General features: G+C 59.3%; 20 protein-coding genes. 13 read left to right on the top strand and 7 right to left on the bottom strand.

The window, feature by feature from the left end:
- Window positions 1-68: 68 nt before the first annotated feature.
- Window positions 69-413, bottom strand: a complete 345-nt coding sequence (locus ACZ5Q2_RS08680) for a chaperone modulator CbpM (RefSeq protein ID WP_058092743.1) — start codon at window positions 411-413, stop codon at window positions 69-71.
- Window positions 414-424: 11 nt separating this feature from the next.
- Window positions 425-1,384, bottom strand: a complete 960-nt coding sequence (locus tag ACZ5Q2_RS08675; RefSeq protein ID WP_058092742.1) for a DnaJ C-terminal domain-containing protein — start codon at window positions 1,382-1,384, stop codon at window positions 425-427.
- 156 nt (window positions 1,385-1,540) lie between these two features.
- On the opposite strand from ACZ5Q2_RS08675, the gene ACZ5Q2_RS08670 reads away from it, so the two are divergent.
- From ACZ5Q2_RS08670 to ACZ5Q2_RS08645, 6 genes are all read left to right on the top strand, one after another.
- The gene (locus ACZ5Q2_RS08670; RefSeq protein WP_058092741.1) at window positions 1,541-1,741 is read left to right on the top strand and encodes a hypothetical protein; all 201 of its coding nucleotides are present in this window, start codon (window positions 1,541-1,543) and stop codon (window positions 1,739-1,741) included.
- Between the two features lie 57 nt (window positions 1,742-1,798).
- Window positions 1,799-3,034 (top strand): MFS transporter, encoded by a 1,236-nt coding sequence (locus ACZ5Q2_RS08665; protein WP_058092740.1) that lies wholly within the window; start codon window positions 1,799-1,801, stop codon window positions 3,032-3,034.
- 105 nt (window positions 3,035-3,139) lie between these two features.
- Entirely contained in the window at window positions 3,140-3,826 is a 687-nt protein-coding gene (locus ACZ5Q2_RS08660) for a DUF3348 family protein (protein ID WP_061332616.1), read from the top strand.
- Entirely contained in the window at window positions 3,823-5,895 is a 2,073-nt protein-coding gene (locus ACZ5Q2_RS08655; RefSeq protein ID WP_061332615.1) for a DUF802 domain-containing protein, read from the top strand. Before ACZ5Q2_RS08660 ends, ACZ5Q2_RS08655 begins: the two co-directional genes overlap by 4 nt.
- Window positions 5,895-6,551: an OmpA family protein gene (locus ACZ5Q2_RS08650; RefSeq protein WP_061332614.1), complete on the top strand. Its 657-nt coding sequence runs from the start codon at window positions 5,895-5,897 to the stop codon at window positions 6,549-6,551. The genes ACZ5Q2_RS08655 and ACZ5Q2_RS08650 overlap by 1 nt, the downstream gene beginning before the upstream one ends.
- Entirely contained in the window at window positions 6,548-7,156 is a 609-nt protein-coding gene (locus ACZ5Q2_RS08645) for a DUF2894 domain-containing protein (RefSeq protein WP_227510194.1), read from the top strand. Before ACZ5Q2_RS08650 ends, ACZ5Q2_RS08645 begins: the two co-directional genes overlap by 4 nt.
- Window positions 7,157-7,193: 37 nt before the next feature.
- Here ACZ5Q2_RS08645 and fba read toward each other — a convergent pair whose 3' ends face one another.
- The 4 genes from fba to tkt all read right to left on the bottom strand — a co-directional run bounded on the left by fba (window position 7,194) and on the right by tkt (window position 12,776).
- Entirely contained in the window at window positions 7,194-8,258 is a 1,065-nt protein-coding gene (gene fba, locus ACZ5Q2_RS08640) for a class II fructose-bisphosphate aldolase (RefSeq protein ID WP_061332612.1), read from the bottom strand.
- A gap of 205 nt (window positions 8,259-8,463) precedes the next feature.
- Window positions 8,464-9,624 (bottom strand): phosphoglycerate kinase, encoded by a 1,161-nt coding sequence (locus ACZ5Q2_RS08635; RefSeq protein WP_061332611.1) that lies wholly within the window; start codon window positions 9,622-9,624, stop codon window positions 8,464-8,466.
- 120 nt (window positions 9,625-9,744) lie between these two features.
- Window positions 9,745-10,776, bottom strand: a complete 1,032-nt coding sequence (gene gap, locus ACZ5Q2_RS08630) for a type I glyceraldehyde-3-phosphate dehydrogenase (protein WP_061332610.1) — start codon at window positions 10,774-10,776, stop codon at window positions 9,745-9,747.
- Window positions 10,776-12,776, bottom strand: a complete 2,001-nt coding sequence (tkt, locus tag ACZ5Q2_RS08625; protein WP_061332609.1) for a transketolase — start codon at window positions 12,774-12,776, stop codon at window positions 10,776-10,778. Before tkt ends, gap begins: the two co-directional genes overlap by 1 nt.
- Window positions 12,777-13,011: 235 nt before the next feature.
- Between tkt and ACZ5Q2_RS08620 the strand changes: the two genes are divergently transcribed.
- The 7 genes from ACZ5Q2_RS08620 (at window position 13,012) to ACZ5Q2_RS08590 (ending at window position 20,524) form a co-directional block, all read left to right on the top strand.
- Window positions 13,012-14,013 carry a metalloregulator ArsR/SmtB family transcription factor gene (locus ACZ5Q2_RS08620; RefSeq protein WP_061332608.1) on the top strand — a complete coding sequence of 334 codons (1,002 nt, stop codon included), beginning with the start codon at window positions 13,012-13,014 and terminating at the stop codon, window positions 14,011-14,013.
- A 96-nt stretch (window positions 14,014-14,109) separates the two neighbouring features.
- Window positions 14,110-15,300, top strand: coding sequence for a methionine adenosyltransferase (gene metK, locus ACZ5Q2_RS08615; RefSeq protein ID WP_230713802.1), 1,191 nt, complete (start codon window positions 14,110-14,112; stop codon window positions 15,298-15,300).
- Window positions 15,301-15,769: 469 nt separating this feature from the next.
- Complete coding sequence (ahcY, locus tag ACZ5Q2_RS08610; RefSeq protein WP_354445881.1) at window positions 15,770-17,164, top strand: adenosylhomocysteinase; 1,395 nt, start codon at window positions 15,770-15,772, stop codon at window positions 17,162-17,164.
- Window positions 17,165-17,176: 12 nt separating this feature from the next.
- Window positions 17,177-18,046: a methylenetetrahydrofolate reductase [NAD(P)H] gene (gene metF / locus ACZ5Q2_RS08605; protein WP_061332605.1), complete on the top strand. Its 870-nt coding sequence runs from the start codon at window positions 17,177-17,179 to the stop codon at window positions 18,044-18,046.
- A 216-nt stretch (window positions 18,047-18,262) separates the two neighbouring features.
- Window positions 18,263-19,021: a transporter substrate-binding domain-containing protein gene (locus tag ACZ5Q2_RS08600; protein ID WP_058092728.1), complete on the top strand. Its 759-nt coding sequence runs from the start codon at window positions 18,263-18,265 to the stop codon at window positions 19,019-19,021.
- Between the two features lie 71 nt (window positions 19,022-19,092).
- Window positions 19,093-19,764: an amino acid ABC transporter permease gene (locus ACZ5Q2_RS08595; protein ID WP_058092727.1), complete on the top strand. Its 672-nt coding sequence runs from the start codon at window positions 19,093-19,095 to the stop codon at window positions 19,762-19,764.
- A 13-nt stretch (window positions 19,765-19,777) separates the two neighbouring features.
- The gene (locus tag ACZ5Q2_RS08590) at window positions 19,778-20,524 is read left to right on the top strand and encodes an amino acid ABC transporter ATP-binding protein (RefSeq protein WP_058092726.1); all 747 of its coding nucleotides are present in this window, start codon (window positions 19,778-19,780) and stop codon (window positions 20,522-20,524) included.
- Window positions 20,525-20,584: 60 nt separating this feature from the next.
- Here ACZ5Q2_RS08590 and ACZ5Q2_RS08585 read toward each other — a convergent pair whose 3' ends face one another.
- Window positions 20,585-21,373, bottom strand: coding sequence for an SDR family oxidoreductase (locus tag ACZ5Q2_RS08585; protein ID WP_058092725.1), 789 nt, complete (start codon window positions 21,371-21,373; stop codon window positions 20,585-20,587).
- Window positions 21,374-21,417 lie beyond the last annotated feature (44 nt).

The raw sequence follows: 21,417 nt of genomic DNA, 5'->3' as shown, positions 1-21,417 counted from the left end.
TCGTGAATCGTTTCTGGAAACGTGTCCGGGAGCTGAACCAGACATTCAGCCCCCGGGACAAAATACCGCTACTCGCCCATCAGTTGACGAATGCGTTGGTTCAGGCGGTCCACCTCCCTCCGCATGCCCTGTACTTCGTCCAGCAGCTCCAGCGACATGGCCAGCCCGGGCAGGTTGAGTTTGAGATCCCGCTGCAGGCGCAGCGCTTTCTGCAGGCGACTCAATGCGGCCACGTCGAATTGCCACTGGCGCACTTCCGGCACCTCGTCCAGTGGCGCGATGACTCCATAGTCCACCAGTTTGATCACAAACTCTGCATGGCAGCCCCCGCGTTCGCAGATTTCCCGAAGCGAGAAGGTGCTGCCATCGGTGTCGGTGACTTCCACCATCAGAATCCGGTCTTTACTCGTCATGTTCGCCTCCCTCACACGTGCAGCTTGCTGCGCGGATTGAACCCTTTCTCCAGCTCAGCCAGCTTCTCGTAGAGTGCTTCGGCTTCCGCCGTGTGCTGTTCGGGCATGGCCACTTGCAGTACCACAATCTGGTCGCCCGGGTGTTTGCCCGGAAAGCCTTTGCCCTTGAGCCGGAGTTTGCGCCCGCTGGTGGCCCCCTTCGGCACCTTCACATTCACCTTTCCGGTCACCGTTGGCACTGTGACCGTTGCCCCCAGGGCGGCTTCCCACGGCGAAATCGGCACGGTAAGCAGCACATCCCGGCCCTCAACACTGAAGTGAGGGTGGGGCGCCAGTTCCACTTCGATAAACAGATCGCCAGGCTCACCTCCACCAATTCCGGGTGCGCCCTGGCCCTTCAGCCGGATATGCTGCCCTTCCCGCATGCCCGCAGGGATTTTTACTTTCAGGGTTTTCTGGCGTGGTATCAGGCGGCCATGGTCATCCGGTTCATGAACCGTGAACGACACCTGTTTCTCGCAACCGTTAAAAGCCTCTTCAAGAAACAGGGCCAGCCGGGCATGCACATCCTCGCCCCGCATTCTCATGCTCTGGTGAAAACCGCCACCCCCGAAGCCTCCACGCCGGCCACCGCCGAAGATTTCCTCAAAAAAATCACTGAACTGGCGAGCGTCGGCCTCGGTGTATCCTCCACCGCCAAAGCCCGAGGCACTCTGCCAGCCCGGTGGCGGCTGGAATGAGCCATCGGCGCGGGCACCGTACTTGCGCAACTGGTCGTACTCGGCCCGTTTTTCGGGGTCTTTCAACACTTCATAGGCTTCGCCCACATCTTTAAAACGGTCGCTCGCGTCGGCTTCTTTGCTGACATCCGGGTGGTACTTCCGCGCCAGCTTACGGTAGGCCTTCTTGATCTCCTCGGGCGTGGCAGACTCACTCACACCGAGGACGGCGTAATAGTCTTTGAAATCCATGGCGCTCCTCGCATCTGACCAAAGAGGTTTCTCTGACTACCTATAATTGACGCTGATGGAAAAAATACAAGCCAGTGCTGACCGCCACTTGAGACAGGTCAAGAACTGAGAGGCGGTGGACTACGGCAATGCCACACTGGTCCGGGCCTGTTTGCCATGGACAGCGTGCAACAGCAGCTTGCCAGCCTGCCTGCAGACAAGCGCCAGCAAACCATCAACGATCTGCGCCGCCAGATAGGCTACTCCGAAGAAGCCGTTCGCCAGGAACATTTCGGGTTTTCTGCTCCGACCATCGAACGGGAAGAGGAAGAGGGCTTTTTCCGGTTTGAGCGCGAACGCCGCTACGGCTTGAATTAGTAAGCTAACGTCCATCCTCATAATCGCTTATAGCCGTTAGAGCACCCAATCCTGACAATGGCGGGCTTTCTCTTCCCTGACTGGATCAAGGAGATCAGATTGAGCGCCGCCACCCACAACCCCGAATCCGGCCTTCCGACCTGGCTGATCGTCTTTGCGCTGGCGATGGGCGGCTTTGGTATCGGTACCGGCGAATTCGCCATCATGGGGTTGATGCCCAATGTCGCCCAGGATCTCGGCGTCTCTGAGCCACAGGTAGGCCACCTTATCTCCACCTATGCGCTGGGCGTGGTGGTCGGTGCACCCATTCTGGCCATTCTCGGTGCGCAACTTTTCCGGCGGCAGTTGCTCATACTACTGATGTCCTTCTACGCGCTGGGTAACCTGGCCAGCGCTCTGGCCAGCAATTACGAATCCCTGCTGGTTTTCCGGTTTATCGCCGGACTGCCCCATGGCGCCTACTTCGGTGTTGCTGCGCTGGTGGCAGCCTCGCTGGTGCCAGTACACAAGCGGGCCAAGGCGGTGAGCCAGATCATGATGGGGCTGACCCTAGCACTGCTGATCGGCAACCCCCTGGCCACGGTGATGGGGCAATCCATGGACTGGCGCTATGCCTTTGGTTTTGTTGGCCTGGTGTCGTTACTCACCGTAGTGCTGGTTACCCTGTTCCTGCCCAAAAATCCGCAGGAACAAAGGCACAGCCCGTTAAGCGAAGTCCGCGCCTTTAACAAACCACAAATCTGGTTTGCGCTGGCCATTGGCGCTATCGGCTTCGCAGGCATGTTCGCGGTGTTCAGTTACCTAGCCCCGACGCTGCTGGAAGTCACCCGAGTGGATGCGGTCTGGATTCCGGTGGCCCTGGTGGTGTTCGGGATGGGCGGTTTTGTGGGCAACCTGCTTGGTGGCTGGCTGTTTGACCGTCTGCAATTCCGGGCCGTTGGCGTGATCCTGGTGTTCAGCGCCATGATTCTGAGCGTCTTTCCGTCTGCCACAGGCTCATTGCCGGTGTTACTCGTGGTCTGCTTCCTGACCGCATTGATGGTGGCGCTGGGCCCGGCTCTGCAAACCCACCTGATGGACGTAGCCACCGGCGCCCAGACCCTGGCCGCCGCCTCCCATCACGCCGCGTTCAATCTCGCCAACGCCCTTGGCCCATGGCTTGGCGGGCTGGCCATTACCGCTGGCTTCGGCTGGCAATCCACTGGCTACGTAGGAGCTGCAACCGCCGTGGCCGGGCTGATGATTTTCCTGGTTGCCTGGCGCCACCCTGTGCCTGTGCCAGAGGCCAGCTAGGCGCTCATTTCTCACGCTACAGTCATTATCATTCACTCCGCTTAGCCAGTAGAATAGCGAGCTTTGAACGTTACCTGCGCGGAAACCGGAGTGAAACCCCAGCCAATGCCCTCGCAACCTCTGGCAAATACTGGCCTCAGAGCCAGGCTATTGCGCCAACTGGATGATTCAGCGACAACGCTGAACGGCACCCAGTTGCCCTGCTTCGCAGAGCGCCTGAGCCGGCTGTTCGGTCTGGGCAACACCATGACCCTGGATGCGGCCATTGGTTATCGGGCGAAACAGCCAGGCACGCCTCAGGGCGCCGTGGTAGACCGGTTAACCGAGGAGCTGGCGACGATACGCAGGGCACTGGTTCAGCGTATTCGCGGGTTTGGCTCAGATCTGGAGTTTGATGGTGAACCCGAGCTTGAAGCCGCTCTCAATACCTGGCTCGCACTCCAACGCAAAGTGGCGGCCAACAGCCGTCAGTTGCGGGACAAGGTTCGAAAATCGATGAAAGATCAGGGCCCGAAGCTGGCTCACCTGGCCGAATTGGACGCCGTGTTTGATCAAACGATGGCCGGGTATACCGCACAGTGTTTTTCCCATATTCCCAAGGTACTTGAACAACGATTCGAGCACCGATCGACCACCCCGGAGCAAAGCCCTACCCCGGCCACAACGGCCGACTGGTTCCACCGTTACTGCGAGGAAGCGCAGTCTTTGTTACTCGCTGAACTGGATGTTCGGCTGGAACCGGTTCTGGGTTTGCTGGAGGCTTGCCACAAAGAGGTTAACAACACCCCATGAGTAAACTGTTCTTTACCCTGGCGTTTGCCATCGGCCTGGCCGTGGTAGCCTGGATTGGTGCCGGATTTGTCGGTTCCGACCTGCTGGCGCTGGCGTTTACCGGGCTGATTGGCGCCGTTTACTGTCTCGGCTTTGGCGAACTGGTGAATTTCCGCCGACAAACCCGCGAACTGAACGCACAGGTTCATCAGTTACCTGAAAGCCAGGAGCAGGTTAACCACTGGCTTGGCACACTGCCCGCCCCGATGCAGTTCCCGGTGCAACGGCGAATCGAGGGCCATGCCGCCGCATTACCCGGCCCGCAACTGACACCCTACCTGACCGGCCTGCTGGTGATGCTGGGCCTGCTGGGCACCTTTGCGGGCATGATTGTGACCCTTGGCGGCGCCGCCTCGGCGCTGGATAACAGTACCGAACTGAGCGCTATTCGCAGCGCACTGGCCGCACCGATTGCCGGTTTGAGTCTCGCCTTTGGCACCTCCATTGCCGGCGTGGCCGCCTCCGCCATGCTGGGGCTGGCCTCTACCCTGAGCCGCCGGGACCGGTTGCAGGCGTCCCGCGCCCTGGATAGTGCGCTGCGAAACAAGCTGCATCATCTATCTACAGATCATCAACGCCACCAGGCGTTTCAGGCACTGGAAAGCCAGGCCAAAGCCCTGCCCGAAATGGCCTCGGCCATGGAACGCATGACGGCGCGCATGGAGCAACTTGGCCAGCAACTGGAACAGTCCCTGACCCGGAACCAGCAGGAATTCCACAGCACGGTCGGCCGCCACTATCAGACCCTGGCCGACTCCGTAGCCAACTCCCTGACAACGGCATTAGACAACACTGCAAAGCAGGCGTCAGAGCGGATTGAGCCCATAGTTGTCCAGGCCCTGGAGCAACTTCAGAAGGATGCTCACGGCCTGCAACAAAGCTGGGCAGATAATGCCCGTGAACAACTCACGGAATTGATCTCCGGGTTTCAGGCAGTTACCACGGAGGCGGGCGAACGCTGGCAGCAGAATCTGATTGCACAACAGGCCCAGAACCAGGAGACGTTGGCGACCCTCTCAAAGCAGAACGAACAAAGTCAAAGCCAGTTGCAGGAACAACTCCACACCTGGCTTGGCGCCATCAACGACCAGCACCAAACCTGGCTCAAGGAACAACAGCAACAACTGGTACAGAGCTGTGAACGCCTGAACAATGCAGGAGCTGAGGTAACGCAACACTGGCAGGCCGGTCTGGCCCGACAGCAAGTTCAAAGTGACGACATGCTGGCAGCATTAAATGACGCGCTGACTCAATACCAAAGCCATTTCCAGACCAGCAGCACCGGGTTGATTGAGCAGCAACAGGCCGGGCTGGCGGAACTGCTCAGCACCGTTGCCGCTCAGCTCGATCAGCTTCGGGAACAGGAAAGCGAGCGAGCCCGGGCTGCAAACGAGCGAATGGAACAACTGGAAGCCACAGCAGCCCGCCACCTGAGCGAGCTCGGCACTGCACTGGAAGCGCCCATGACCCGCCTGATTGAGACGGCCTCGGAAACACCGAAGGCCGCCGCCGAGGTGATCCGACAGCTGCAGTCGGAAATCGCCCGCAACAGCGAGCGGGAAAACGAGCTGCTGGAGGAACGCCAGCGACTGGTTCAGGAACTGGACACTCTGCTGGAGAACCAGCGTAGCACCGCTGACAGTCAGCGGGAGGCGGTGGATACCCTGATCACCGGCGCCGGCGAAACCCTGACCGGCATCAGCGAACGCTTCAACACCCTGATCCAGGAACAGAGCCAGCAACTGGGCAAACTGGGCGACGACATTACCGGCAGTAGCCAGGAAGTCGGCGCCCTGAGCGATGCCTTCGCGCAGGCCATTGAGCTGTTCAGCCAGTCCAACCAGCAGGTCATCGGCAGCCTGGCGGATATCCAGAAAGCGCTGGATAAGGCTGGCAACCGGCACGATGAGCAACTGGCCTACTACGTGGCCCAGGCCCGCGAGGTGATTGATCTCAGCGTCAGTGCCCAGAAAGATGTGATTGATGCCGCTGCGGCTCTGCGCCGGGCAGAATCCAGCGAGGTCGGGTGATGGAACAGCTGGAAGGCGGCGAACACCAATCGGCACCGGTCTGGGCCATATTCTCGGACTTGATGGCTGCTTTGGTGGGTATTCTGGCGCTGATTCTTGTGTGGGTGATCGGCATTCAGCTGGAACTCAGCCAGTCCCTGGCCGAGGAGATCGAGAAGCGGGAGGCGGAAGAACAGCGCCGGATGGCCCTGGAGCAAGCTCTCGAAGACCCTCTCACCAAAGGTCTGGTGACGTTCCGCGATGGCCGTATCGGCATCAGCGGGAACGTATTGTTCGAGCTGAATTCAGACCAGTTGCAGGCCGAAGGTGAAGAAGTACTGGAATCACTGATTCGCCCGTTACAGGCCTACCTGGAACAGCACGATGAATTGCTGATGGTGAGCGGCTTCACCGACGACCTGCCCATGCATCCCGGCAACCGTTACCAGGATAACTGGGGCCTGTCGGCCCAGCGGGCGCTCACCGTCACCCGTTCGTTAACAGAACTGGGCCTGCCCAACGACCGCGTCTTCGCCGCCGCCTTCGGCCCACACCATCCGGCCGTACCCAACACGGATGCCGAATCAAGAGCTCAGAACCGGCGGGTGGAAATCAGTACCGTGCCCCGGGCACCTTCGGCGGCCACGGATCCCGAAACCGGGTCAGGCAACGGATGATGAAAGAAGCCTCCAGCCTTTCATTGCTAGAGAACCTGAAGCAACAAGGCGCAGACCGGTTCGATCCGGTTCGCTTTCGTTATCTGGAGTCCTTCGAACAGCGCCTGCGCGCGAACGGACTCCAGCAGGGCGGTCACTGGCGGAAGCTAGAGCAGGCCATTTCCGATTATCAGGCCAGGTTAGAGGGTGCCGAGCAGCCCAGGCAGGCACCCGCTGCCCCTGAGCCATCCCCCATTTCATCCCTGCTGGACCGGCTGAATCAAATCACAGAGACACCGGCCGAAGCCCCGAGATCAACGTTGGAACAAAGGGTGTTTGGAGAGACTTCAGAGCTGGAGCAAACGCGCACGGCATCAAGCTCCAACAGCCCACAACCGCTCAAGGCGATGATCAGAGCAAGAGCGGATCAGGGCACTCAGGCCCTTCAGGAGCGCATCCGCCACGGGATTGAGAGCACCCCGAAAGAGGCGGGGCCGATGAACGCACACCGGCTGGTTAGCCGAGCGCTTGCGGAAATGCAGACGTTGTCGCCAGAGTATCTGGAGCGGTTTGCCCGTTATACCGATACGTTGCTGGCGCTGGAGCGGTTTAGGCAAAAGGGATAGAAAAGCCCCCCGACTCGCGGGGGCTTTTTTGTGCAGCTTACTTAACCTTAGGGTCCAGCTCGCCAGCCTCATAACGCTCGAACATCTGCTCGAGGTTCACCGGCTTTATCTTGCTGGCCTGGCCGGCACAACCGAAGGCTTCGTAGCGAGCTACGCAGATGTCGGTCATGGCAACCATGGTGGCCTTGAGGAATTTGCGCGGGTCGAATTCGGCCGGGTTCTGGGCCATGAAGCGACGAACCGCACCGGTTGAGGCCAGGCGCAGGTCGGTGTCGATGTTGACCTTGCGCACGCCGTGCTTGATGCCTTCCACGATTTCTTCCACCGGGACACCGTAGGTTTCCGGGATCTCGCCACCGAATTCGTTGATCACCTTCAGCCATTCCTGGGGTACGGAGCTCGAGCCGTGCATGACCAGGTGGGTGTCCGGGATGCGGGCGTGAATGGCTTTGATCTGGTCGATGGCCAGGATGTCACCGGTCGGCGGACGGGTAAACTTGTAGGCACCGTGGCTGGTGCCGATGGCGATGGCCAGGGCGTCGACCTGGGTTTTCTTAACGAAGTCCGCCGCTTCCTCCGGGTCGGTCAGCATCTGGTCATGGTCCAGGGTGCCTTCGGCGCCAATGCCGTCTTCTTCACCGGCCTGGCCGGTTTCGAGGGAGCCCAGGCAGCCCAGCTCACCTTCTACGGAGACACCACAGGCGTGGGCCATTTCAACGGTGCGACGGGTAACGTCTACGTTGTATTCGTAGCTGGTCGGGGTTTTGCCGTCTTCACCCAGTGAGCCGTCCATCATGACGGAGCTGAAGCCGAGCTGGATGGAGCGCTGGCAGACGGCGGGGCTGGTGCCGTGGTCCTGGTGCATAACCACCGGGATGTGGGGCCATTCTTCGATGGCAGCCAGGATGAGGTGGCGCAGGAAGGGGGCGCCGGCGTATTTGCGGGCACCGGCGGAGGCCTGGACAATCACCGGGGAGTCGGTTTTGTCGGCGGCTTCCATGATGGCGCGCATTTGTTCGAGGTTGTTTACGTTAAAGGCTGGCACACCGTAACCATGCTCGGCGGCGTGGTCCAGAAGTTGCCGCAGCGATATCAGGGCCATGGGTTGTCTCCTTCGTTGACTTTTTAATGGTTAAATTCTGTTTTGCTTCAGACTTGGGAGTCTGCTTCGGCTGGCGGCGGGGTTGGCCTCCCGAGACACGCCGTGAATACATCCCTGTAGGCTTGAGCGCAGCATCCATGCTGCGCACAGTCTCGGGAGGCCAACCCCGCCACCAGCCTTGCGAATCTAGCTCTTGCGTGAGCCCTTAAGCGCCACGCTCTTCCAAAACCGCTACTGCCGGCAGGGTTTTGCCTTCCACGAATTCGAGGAACGCGCCGCCGCCGGTGGAGATGTAGGAGATCTTGTCAGCTATGCCGTATTTGTCAACGGCTGCGACGGTGTCGCCGCCACCGGCCAGGGAGAAGGCGTCGCTTTCGGCGATGGCCTGGGCGAGTGCCTTGGTGCCGTTGCCGAACTGGTCGAATTCGAACACGCCAACCGGGCCGTTCCACAGGATGGTTTTGGCGTTTTTCAGCAGTTCAGCGAACTGGCCGGCGGTTTCCGGGCCTACGTCGAGGATCATGTCGTCGTCGCTGACGTCGGAGATGTTTTTCACCGTGGCGGTGGCGGTTTCGGCGAATTCGCTGGCGACCACTACGTCAACCGGCAGCGGGATCTCCACGCGGCTGGCGATGTCTTTGGCGGTGTCGATCAGGTCGTGTTCGCACAGGGACTTGCCTACCGGCTGGCCGGCTGCGGCCAGGAAGGTGTTGGCGATGCCGCCGCCGACGATGATCTGGTCACACACTTTTTCCAGGGCGTTGAGGACGTCCAGCTTGGTGGAGACTTTGGAGCCGCCAACGATGGCAACGACCGGCTTGGCCGGGTTATCCAGGGCTTTGCCGAGGGCGTCGAGTTCTGCCGCCAGCAGGGGGCCGGCGCAGGCTTCTGGAGCGAACTTCGCTACGCCGTGGGTGGAGGCCTGGGCGCGGTGGGCGGTGCCGAAGGCGTCCATCACGTAGACGTCGCACAGGGCGGCGTATTGTTTGGCCAGGTCTTCGTTGTCTTTCTTTTCGCCTTTGTTGAAGCGAACGTTTTCAAACAGCACCACTTCGCCGTCGGCGACTTCAACACCGCTGAGGTAATCCTTGATCAGGCGCACTTCCTGGCCCAGCAGGGTGCTCAGGTGTTCGGCGACTGGCTTCATGGAAGAGGCCTCGTCGTACACGCCTTCTTCCGGGCGGCCCAGGTGGGACATCAGCATGACTTTGGCGCCGGCGTCTTTGGCGGCTTTGATGGTCGGCAGCGAGGCGCGGATGCGGGCGTCGCTGGATACCTTGCCGTCTTTGACCGGCACGTTGAGGTCTTCGCGAATCAGAACCCGCTTGCCGGCGAGGTTCAGGTCAGTCATTTTTTTGATGGCCATAGTTACAGTTCCATTTCTACGGGTTAGAACGTTATTGCCACGGACGACACAGACTTGCACGGACGAAAAGATAAAACAGCTTTGTATTTGTCCGTGTTCGTCCGTGTGGTCCGTGGCTCATCAATCAGTTTTCTCAAGCCAGACCTTGCTGACATCCAGCATCCGGTTGGCAAAGCCCCATTCGTTATCAAACCAGCACAGCACTTTCACCATGGTGCCGCCGGTGACCCGGGTCTGGCCGCCGTCGACTACGCCGGAGTGGGCGTCGTGGTTGAAGTCGGAGCTGGCCAGCAGTTCGTCGGTGTAGCCGAGAATGCCTTTCAACGAGCCCGTTGCGGCGTTCTGCAATAACTGGTTTACCGCCTTCACATCGGTGGCCTGGCGCACATTCACCACCATGTCTATCGCAGAGACATTGAGTGTTGGCACCCGCATGGCGACGGAGCTGAAGCGCCCCTCCATGTGCGGCAACAAACGCTCGATACCGCGGGCCAGGCCGGTGTCTACCGGCACGATGTTGTGCAGCGCACTGCGGGTGCGGCGCAGGTCCTGGTGGTGGTAGGCATCGATCACCGGCTGGTCGTTCATGGCGGCGTGGATGGTGGTGGTGCTGCCCTGCTCCACGCCAAAGGCATCGTCCAGTACCTTGATCACCGGTACCAGACAGTTGGTGGTGCAGGAACCCGCAGCCACAATCACATCCTCAGCATTCAGCTGGTGGTCGTTGATTCCGAACACCACGGTGCGGTCCACATCGGATTCGCCCGGCTGGGAAAACAGCAGGCGTTGGGCGCCCGCCTCAATGTGTTTCTCCGCCGTGGCACGGTCGGAGTAGGCGCCGGAGCATTCCAGCACCAGGTCCACGTCCAGCAGACGCCAGGGCAGATCACTCGGGTCCGGGTGGCGCAGCACACGGATGCGATCGCCGTTGACCACCAGGTTATCGCCATCCACCGCCACCTCACCGTGAAACCGCCCATGGGTGGAGTCGTATTTGGTGAGATGGGCGATGGTGTCGATATCCGACAACTCGTTAATCGCGACCACCTGCAGATGGTCGCGATAGCCGTTTTCATAGAGTGCCCGCAACACGCACTGGCCTATGCGGCCGTACCCGTTGATGGCGATGCGAAACGGCGTTGAGTTGGTCATCAGGCGTCCAGGAGCTCGTCAGCCACTTCCAGGATGTTATCGACGGTGAAGCCGAATTCCTTGAACAACTCGCCAGCAGGCGCAGACTCACCGAAGGTGGTCATGCCCACAACCCGGCCGTCCAGGCCCACGTACTTGTACCAGTAGTCAGCAATGCCGGCTTCGATGGCGATACGGTTGGTGACTTCCAGCGGCAGCACCTGTTGCTTGTACTCGGCGCTCTGGGCGTCGAATACATCGGTAGACGGCATGGACACCACACGCACAGCCTTGCCCTGCTCGCGCAGCTTGGCGGCAACGTCCTGGGCCAGGGCCACTTCAGAGCCGGTGGCAATCAGGATCAGCTCCGGGGTGCCTTCGCTGTCAGACAGCACGTAGCCACCCCTGGCGACGTTGGCCAGCTGCTCGGCGTCACGCTGCTGGTGCGGCAGGTTCTGACGGGAGAACACCATGGCGGTGGGACCGTCGTTGCGCTCAAGGGCGGCTTTCCAGGCTACCGCAGATTCCACGGTATCGGCCGGGCGCCACATGCTCATGTTCGGCGTGGTGCGCAGGCTGGCCATCTGCTCGATGGGCTGGTGCGTGGGGCCGTCTTCGCCCAGACCGATGGAGTCATGGGTGAAGACAAAGATGGAGCGCTGCTTCATCAGAGCCGCCATGCGTACCGCGTTGCGGCAGTATTCCATGAAGATCAGGAAGGTGGCGCCGTAGGGAACAAAGCCGCCGTGCAGGGCGATGCCGTTCATAATGGCGGCCATTCCGAACTCACGTACACCGTAATAGATGTAGTTACCGGAGGCGTCGTCTTTGGTCACGCCTTTGCAACCAGACCAGATGGTCAGGTTGGAACCGGCCAGATCGGCGGAGCCGCCCATCAGTTCCGGCAGTAGCGGGCCATAGGCGTTCAGGGTGTTCTGGGATGCCTTACGGGAAGCGATGGTGTCGCCCTTGTCCTGGCATTCCTGAATGTAGGCCTGAGCTTTTTCAGAGAAGTCTGCCGGCAGCTCGCCGGCCATGCGGCGCTTGAACTCAGCGGCCAGTTCCGGCTCGGCCTTTTCGTAGGCGGCGAATTTCTCTTCCCATGCCTTCTGGGCAGCGGCGCCTTTTTCTTTGGCATCCCAGGCTGCGTAAATTTCAGAAGGCACTTCGAACGGACCGTGCTGCCAGCCCAGCGCTTCCCGGGTCAGGGCGATTTCATCGTCACCCAACGGGGCGCCGTGGCAATCTTCCTTGCCCTGTTTATTGGGGGAACCAAAGCCGATGATGGTTTTGCAGCAAATGATGGTGGGCTGGTCGGTATTCGCGCGGGCCGCTTCGATGGCCGCACGAATGGCATCGGCATCGTGGCCATCCACATTCGGGATAACCTGCCAGCCGTAGGATTCGAAACGCTTGGGCGTGTCGTCGGTGAACCAGCCCTCTACTTCACCATCAATGGAAATGCCGTTGTCGTCGTAGAAGAACACCAGCTTACCCAGGCCCAAAGTACCGGCCAGGGAGGCGACTTCGTGGGAGATGCCTTCCATCAGGCAGCCATCGCCCAGGAATGCGTAGGTGTAGTGATCAACAATCTCGTGGCCCGGGCGGTTGAACTGCGCCGCCAGGGATTTCTCGGCCAGCGCGAAACCAACGGCATTGGCAATGCCCTGCCCCAGCGGGCCAGTGGTGGTCTCGATGCCCGGCGTATAGCCGTATTCCGGGTGGCCCGGGGTTTTGGAGTGCAGCTGGCGGAAGTTCTTGATGTCGTCAATGGAGACGTCGTACCCGCTCAGGTGCAGCAGGGAATACTGCAGCATGGAGCCGTGGCCGTTCGACAGCACGAAGCGGTCGCGGTTGGCCCAGTGCGGGTTGGCCGGGTTGTGGCTCAGATAATCGTTCCACAGCACCTCGGCAATATCCGCCATACCCATGGGCGCACCCGGGTGGCCGGACTTGGCTTTCTGAACCGCATCCATGCTCAGCGCGCGTATGGCGTTGGCGAGATCTTTACGGGACGGCATTGACAATTCTCCAGTGTTTTTCAGGAAAAGACTTCAAGCTGCAAAAACTGCTCAAAAAGAAGGCGCGTATTTTCGCCGATTACAGTGTGCGGGGGCAAATCCATATGTAGTTGTTTTCCGATGACGGCGGCACAAACTCGCCAAAGCAACTGATTTCACAAAGCCATAAACCTATATCAAAAAATTTTGATATGGCTATTGATCGACCAACCAATCACCCCTACACTTGCCAACAATGACCTCACTCAATGCACATGCTAACGAACTGTCCTCCGTGGACACCCTGGCACCGATCTTCAAGGCGAGCGGAGACCCACTGCGCCTGGAAATCCTGCGGGTGCTGCGCCGTGACACCTTCGGCGTGCTGGAGCTGAGCCAGCTGTTTGATATGCGCCAGTCCGGCATGAGCCATCACCTGAAAGTGATGAACAAGGCCGGGTTGCTGGAACCCCAGCGTGAAGGCAACGCCATTTTCTACCGCCGCCCCCTGCATCTGGACAGCGACAAACTGGCGGACCAGGCGATCCGGCAGATATTCGAGACGGTAGACCGCGTGCCCTTGCCGCCGCAGCTGGAAGAGAAGATTGAGGCAATCCGGGAGCAGCGGGCGGAGCAGTCCCAGGCGTTTTTCTCCCGACACTCGGAGCAGTTCCGGGAACAACAGGAATTGATTGCAGCCTTTGACCTTTATGCCGAGCCCACAGCAGAGCTGATCCGCAAGCGCACTACCCGGCAAGAATGGCGCAGTGCGCTGGAAATCGGCCCAGGTGAAGGTGCCTTCCTGCCCGTACTGTCAGCCCTGTTTGAACACGTGGTAGCGCTGGATAACAGCAAGGACATGCTGGCCACGGCCACCCGCACCTGTATTGATGAGCGTTTGAATAATGTGGATTTGATTGAAGGCGTCACCGACACGCTGCTGGCCCGCGGTGATGCCTTTGACCTGATCGTCGCCAACATGGTGCTGCACCATGTGCCCAGCCCGGCGGACATCTTCCTGGATGCCGCGGCACTGATGAACAGCGGTGGCTGTTTTATCGTCAGTGATTTGTGCAGCCATGATCAGGACTGGGCGAAAGAGAATTGCGGCGACCTCTGGCTTGGCTTTGAGCCGGAAGAGCTGACCGCCTGGGCCGCTGATGCCGGCTTGAGCGCCGGAGAACAACTGTTTATTGGCCTGCGCAACGGTTTTCAGGTGCAGGTACGGGAATTCTGGAAAACGTCCGCAACGGCCTGAGGCCCGAGCGGATACTGGAACATCAAAAAACTTTGATATTGTCGTACGTAGAAATACGTACACTGACTTTGAAAACGCTCACAAAGGAGCACCGCTATGTCTGACTACAACATCTTCACCTCCGAATCGGTCTCTGAAGGCCACCCGGACAAACTGGCCGACCAGATTTCCGATGCGGTACTGGATGCCATCCTGGCCGACGACCCGCACGCCCGCGTGGCCTGCGAAACCATGGTCAAGACCGGCGTTGCCATCGTTGGCGGTGAAATCACCACCAGCGCCTGGGTAGACCTGGAAGACCTGGTGCGCGGTGTGATCAAAGACATCGGCTACACCTCCTCAGACGTGGGCTACGACGGCGACACCTGTGGCGTGATCAATATCATCGGCAAACAGTCTGTCGACATCGCCCAGGGCGTTGACCGCCAGAAGCCGGAAGACCAGGGCGCCGGCGACCAGGGCCTGATGTTCGGCTACGCCAGCAACGAAACCGACGTGCTGATGCCGGCCCCGATTACCTTCTCTCACCGGCTGGTACAGCGCCAGGCCGAAGCCCGCAAGAGCGGCCTGCTGCCGTGGCTGCGCCCGGACGCCAAGAGCCAGGTCACCTGCCGCTATGAGAACGGCCAGGTTGTCGGTATCGATGCCGTGGTTCTGTCCACCCAGCACGACCCGGACGTGACCCAGGAAGACCTGAAAGAAGCGGTGATGGAACTGATCGTCAAGCACACGCTGCCGGAAGAACTGCTGCACAAAGACACCCAGTTCCACATCAACCCGACCGGCAAGTTCGTGATCGGCGGCCCGGTGGGCGACTGTGGCCTGACCGGCCGTAAGATCATCGTAGACACCTACGGCGGCATGGCCCGTCACGGCGGTGGTGCGTTCTCCGGCAAAGACCCCTCGAAGGTTGACCGTTCTGCCGCCTATGCCGGCCGTTACGTGGCCAAGAACATCGTGGCCGCAGGCCTGGCCGAGAAATGCGAGATCCAGGTGTCCTACGCCATCGGTGTAGCCCAGCCGACCTCCATTTCTTTGAACACGTTTGGCACTGGCAAGATCAGCGACGACAAGATCATCGACCTGGTACGCGCGCACTTCGACCTGCGCCCGTATGCGATCACCAACATGCTGGACCTGCTGCACCCGATGTACCGGGCCACTGCAGCCTACGGCCACTTCGGCCGCGACCCATACGAGATGACCGTTGGCGGCGAGACCTTCACCGCGTTCCCGTGGGAGAAGACCGACCGCGCTGCGGCTCTGAAGGATGCCGCGGGCATCTGACGAATTTGGGTCTGACTCCTTGAGTTGGGCCCTATTTTGGCCCAGCCCGCCACCGTCTGGGGGTGGCGGCGCTGAGGTAAGTCCTTCGGGGACACGCTACAAGCACATCCATGTGCGCTTGTTTCGGGCCGTCCATGGCCCTCAACAGTCCCCGAAGGACTTACCTCACCACCGCTTTGCAACATCGGTGAGGGCTTATCCAGAAAAAAGGCCTTAAAAATTGCTGTACCTGAGGCCTGAAACAGATTGAGCGGCGTAGAAAAGACCGCATACGCCAAATGTTAAAACGAGGGAGTGGGGTTTTGCTTTCGCGGAATTTCGAAGGCCAGGGATGGCCTGAGAGAAGCGCACATGGATGTGCTCGTAGCGGTTCCGCGAAAGCAAAACCCCACTCCCGCGGCACCCAAATCATGCGGCCAGAGGATCACGAACTCCGAAGGCCAAAGCAGACTGACAGGAGAACACCCAAATGAGCACTCCGGCAGAAAAACTGACCACGTTTGAAGACTACAAAGTCCGCGACATCACCCTCGCCGACTGGGGTCGCAAGGAAATCAAAATCGCCGAAGGCGAAATGCCCGCCCTGATGAAACTGCGCGAGAAATACAAAGCCGAGCAGCCGCTGAAAGGCGCCAACATCATGGGCTGCATCCACATGACCATCCAGACCGCCGTGTTGATTGAAACACTGGTCGAGCTGGGCGCTAACGTGCGCTGGTCATCGTGCAACATCTTCTCCACCCAGGACCAGGCCGCAGCCGCCATCGCGGCGCAAGGCATTCCCGTGTTCGCGTGGAAAGGTGAAACTGACGAAGAATACGAATGGTGCCTGCACCGCACCGTAGGTGCAGACGTGGACGGCTGGCAGCCGAACATGATCCTGGACGACGGCGGCGACCTGACCGAGCTGCTGCATAACGAATACCCGGAAATCATCAACAACGTGCACGGTGTCACCGAAGAAACCACCACCGGCGTTCACCGCCTGCAGGAAATGCTGCGTGACGGCACCCTGAAGATCCCGGCGATCAACGTGAACGATTCGGTCACCAAGTCCAAGAACGACAACAAGTACGGCTGTCGCCACAGCTTGAACGATGCCATCAAGCGCGCCACCGACCACCTGCTGTCTGGCAAGAAAGCGCTGGTGATCGGTTACGGTGACGTAGGTAAAGGCTCTGCCCTTTCCCTGCGTCAGGAAGGCATGATCGTAAAAGTGACCGAAGCCGACCCGATCTGCGCCATGCAAGCCTGCATGGACGGCTTTGAAGTGGTGTCTCCGTACATCGATGGCATCAACACCGGCACCGAGCAGGGCATCAACACCGAGCTGCTGGGCACCACTGACCTGCTGGTAACCACCACCGGTAACGTCAACGTGTGCGACGCGAACATGCTGAAGGCCCTGAAGAGCGGCGCCGTAGTGTGCAACATCGGCCACTTCGACAATGAAATCGACACCGCCTACATGCGCAAGAACTGGGAGTGGGACGAGGTCAAGCCGCAAGTGCACGTGGTGTACCGCGACAAGGCCGCCAACGACCACCTGATCCTGCTGTCCGAAGGTCGCCTGGTGAACCTGGGCAACGCCACCGGTCACCCGTCCCGGATCATGGATGGCTCCTTCGCCAACCAGGTGCTGGCCCAGATGTACCTGTTCGAGCGCAAGTTTGCTGACCTGCCAGAAGAGTCCAAGGCCAAGGGCGTTTACGTTCAGGTTCTGCCCAAGCAGCTGGACGAAGAAGTGGCCCGCGCCATGGTGGAAGGCTTTGGTGGCGTGATCACCAAGATGACGCCGGACCAGGCAAAATACATCGGTGTGCCGGTCGAAGGCCCGTACAAGCCGGAAAGCTACAGGTACTAAGCGGAAACGATCATGGAATCCCAGAAGCAATTCAAGCGCCGTTTCAGCTTTGAGTTTTTCCCGCCCAAGACCGATCAGGGCAAGGAAAAACTCCAGGCGGTGCGCAACCAGCTGGCCGAGGTGAACCCGGATTTCTTCTCGGTCACCTTCGGCGCCGGCGGTTCCACCCGGGACCGCACCATTGAAACGGTACTGAACCTGCACAAGCAGGGCATTTCCACAGCACCGCATCTGTCCTGCGTGGGTGGTACCCGCGCAGAGATCGGGGAGCTGCTGGATCTGTATAAAGAGAACGGCATCAACCGGATTGTCGCCCTGCGCGGCGACCTGCCCTCAGGCATGGGTGCCTCCGGTGAGCTGCGTTACGCCAACGAGCTGGTGGAGTTTATCCGGGAGCACAGCGGTGATCACTTCAATCTGGAAGTGGCTGCCTACCCGGAGTTTCATCCCCAGGCGCGCAACGCCGAGGAAGACCTGAAGAACTTCGCACGGAAGGTACAGGCCGGTGCCAACAGCGCCATCACCCAGTACTTCTTCAACGCCGACAGCTACTTCTACTTCATCGACCGCCTGGAGAAGATGGGCGTCACCATTCCGGTGGTGCCGGGCATCATGCCGATCGTCAACTTCTCCAGCCTGGTGCGGTTCTCGGATATGTGCGGTGCGGAAATCCCCCGCTGGATCCGCAAGCAACTCGAAGCCTACGGCGACGACACCGACAGCATCCGCAAGTTCGGCGAAGAAGTGGTCACCGAAATGTGCGAAAAGCTGTTGAAAGCCGGGGCGCCCGGGCTGCACTTCTACACCCTGAACCAGGCTGAACCCAGTATCTCCATCTGGAAGAATCTGGGCATCAGCGACCGGGAGAAGATCGCTTTCTGATCTGCTCCCCGAAGCCCTCTGCACCTCTGCAGAGGGCTTTCGTTTTATCCTCCTGCCGCTATAACCAACTGATTTTCTGCAAATCCTCGTTTTCTGGTCTAACCTGTATCTGATGTATTCCCATCAACGCTCCCCGCAGGGCATGCGCTAAAAGCGGTTACCTGTGCGGATTGCCTTACCGGGCAAACGGAGCACAAAAAACAGAAAGGAGAACACATGAGCACGAAATGGCTGAAAACACTGGGCGCTGGTCTGGCATTGTCGGTTGCAGCGTCAACCGTTAGTGCAGAAACCCTCCGAGTGGTGACCGACCCAAGTTTTGTCCCCTTTGAAATGATGGACCAGGAAACCGGCGAGATGATCGGTTTCGACATGGATATCATCTCTGAGGTGGCCGAGCGCGCGGGCTTTGAGTACAACCTGCAGACCATGGATTTCAATGGCATTATCCCGGCCCTGCAAACCGGCAACGTGGATATCGCTATCGCCGGCATTACCATCACCGAAGAGCGCAAGCAGATTGTCGATTTCTCTGACCCCTACTACGACTCCGGCCTGCGGATTCTGGTGCGGGCAAACAACAGTGATGTCGATGAGCTTTCTGATCTTGAGGGCAAAAAAGTTGGCACCAAGATCGGCAGCACCAGTTACGACTTCCTGATGCAAAACCTGGATAACAATGGCGGTGTCACGCCGTACCCGGGCAGCTCCGATATGTATATGGCACTGATGTCCCGAGCCATTGATGCGGTGTTCTACGATGCCCCGAACGTTGGCTACTTTGCCAGCACCCGTGGCGAAGGCCGGGTGAAAACCGTCGGCCAGCTTTATGAAGGCCAGCAGTACGGTATCGCCCTGAAAAAGGGCAGCCAATGGGTTGGCCCGGTCAACGAAGCACTTGCCTCTATTAAGGAAGACGGTACCTACAAGACCATTTATGAAAAATGGTTTGGCCCCATGCCTGAAGACAAGTAACCCGCCATCCGTTCTGGTCAGGGCGTACAACGCCCTGACCGGTTCCTCCCAACTCAACGGAGACTCACACTGTGGAATTCCAGTTTCAGTTTGACTGGCAGGCAGCAATCCATGCCATTCCATTTCTGGCCAAAGGCATCCCCTACACTCTGATGATTTCCTTTGGCGGCCTGGCCATCGGCTTTGTGCTGGGCATCCTGTTCGGTTTGCTGAGCATCAACAAAAGCTGGTTCCTGCGCTGGCCCGCCATTGCCTACATCGAGATTTTTCGTGGCACGCCGATTCTGGTTCAGGTCCTGTTTATTTTCTACGGGCTGCCAGACCTGGTCGGTGGGCCCATCGACCCGCTCACCGCTGGCATTGCAGCCATCGCACTCAATTCCGGCGCTTATATTTCCGAAGTGGTGCGCGGTGGCGTGCAGTCCATCGACAAGGGCCAGACCGAAGCAGGCCTGTCGCTCGGGCTCTCCAGAACCCAGACCTTCTGGTCCATCATCTGGCCCCAGGCGTTCCGGCGCATGATTCCGCCACTGGGCAACCAGGGCATTGTCAGCATCAAAGACACGTCCCTGTTTTCTGTCATCGGCGTAGGTGAACTGGTCCGTCAGGGGCAGGTGTACATTGCCAACACGTTTACCGCGTTTGAGGTGTATTTCGTGGTCGCACTCATGTACCTGGCCATCACCTTAACTCTGTCCCTGCTCCTGCGTTTGCTTGAGCGCCGTGGCGTAGCGTCTGTCTGAAGGAGCCCGAGTAATGACTCAGATTGTGAAAATGAAGGGCATGAACAAGTACTTCGGCAAACTGCATGTCCTCAAGGATATTGACCTGACCGTCGAGCAGGGAGAAGTAGTGGTGATTATCGGTGCCAGCGGCTCCGGCAAGTCCACTTTGATCCGCTGTGTGAACGGCCTTGAAGAGTATGAATCCGGCGTCCTGGAAGTAGATAACCAGAAACTCGCGCCCAAAGGTGGCAACCAGCAGGCGTTGTCGGAAATACGCAAGGAAGTGGGCATGGTGTTCCAGCAGTTCAATCTGTTCCCTCACCTGACGGTACGAAAGAACATCATGCTGGCCCCCATGAAAGTCAAAAAGGCGTCCCAGGTAGTGGCCAACGCCACCGCAGAGCGCTTGCTGGACAGAGTAGGCATCGGCAACCAGGCCGACAAATACCCCAGCCAGTTGTCGGGTGGCCAGCAGCAACGGGTAGCCATCGCCCGGGCCCTCGCCATGGAACCCCGATTGATGCTGTTCGACGAACCTACCTCGGCGCTGGACCCGGAAATGATCGGGGAGGTGCTGGATGTCATGCGAGAGCTGGCCAAGGAGGGGATGACCATGATGGTGGTTACCCACGAGATGGGATTTGCCCGGGAAGTCGCAGACCGGGTGATCTACATTCATGAGGGCCAGATTGTCGAGGAAGGCAGGCCCGACGACGTCTTCGACAACCCCCAGAACGAGCGCACCCAGGCATTTCTTTCACGGGTGCTGGCGCACTGACCGCCTCGCACCCGGTTCGTTTGGCCTCGGTAGTTGTCTAAGGCTTACCGAGGCCTGCAGTCACGCTCTGGCCAGGCGGAACAGCAACTCCGGCGACAGCCGCTTAACCCAGAGCGCCGCCATTTCCTTGCCCTTACCCACCGGGATTTCGCGCTTCTTCGCTTGAAGCCCCTTGAAAATCACCTCGGCACATTCGTTTACGTCCATGCCACCGGCAATATCTGCATCTTCCTCACCAAAAGCAGAGCCATCGCCCGAAAGGGCATTGCGGGAAATATCCGTGCGAATAAAACCGGGTGTAATGGTAGACACCTGAACACCCTCACCCTCCACTTCCGCACGAAGGGCATCAAAAAAGCCCATCACCGCATGCTTGGCGGCGCAATATCCGGTTCTCATGGGGGCACCGACTTTGCCAGCCACACTGGAGGTGACCGCCAGGTGCCCGGCGCCACGCTCCAGCATATGGGGCAGCACCGCCTTGGTGAGTGCAATCTGGCCCATCACATCCACGTCCATCAGCTTCTGATAGACCGCCATATCGGTATCTTTGCACAAGGAGCGTTGAGAGACGCCTGCGTTGTTGACCAGCAGATCGATAGTACCGAAGGCCTCCAGCACCGCCTGAACGGCACCGGGCAAAGAAGCCCAGTCAGTCACATCCAGCGGCAAGACCAGCACATGCCCCTCCTCCAGGCCGGCCTCAAGGCAGCGGCTTGCAACTCGCTCCAGTTCGCTTTTACGGCGGGCAGATAACACAAGACGCGCGCCATGTTTCGCATATCGAAGGGCGAGCGCCTCGCCAATGCCGGAGGAGGCTCCGGTAATCCAGACAGTTTGTGCGGGCATAGTAATTCAGTCCTTCCGTTACCAGGCTCTTGTTTTGGAACGTT

The organism is Marinobacter alkaliphilus, from assembly GCF_055394375.1.
Note: the sequence above shows the minus strand (reverse complement) of the source record. Positions and strands in the feature narration are given on the sequence as shown.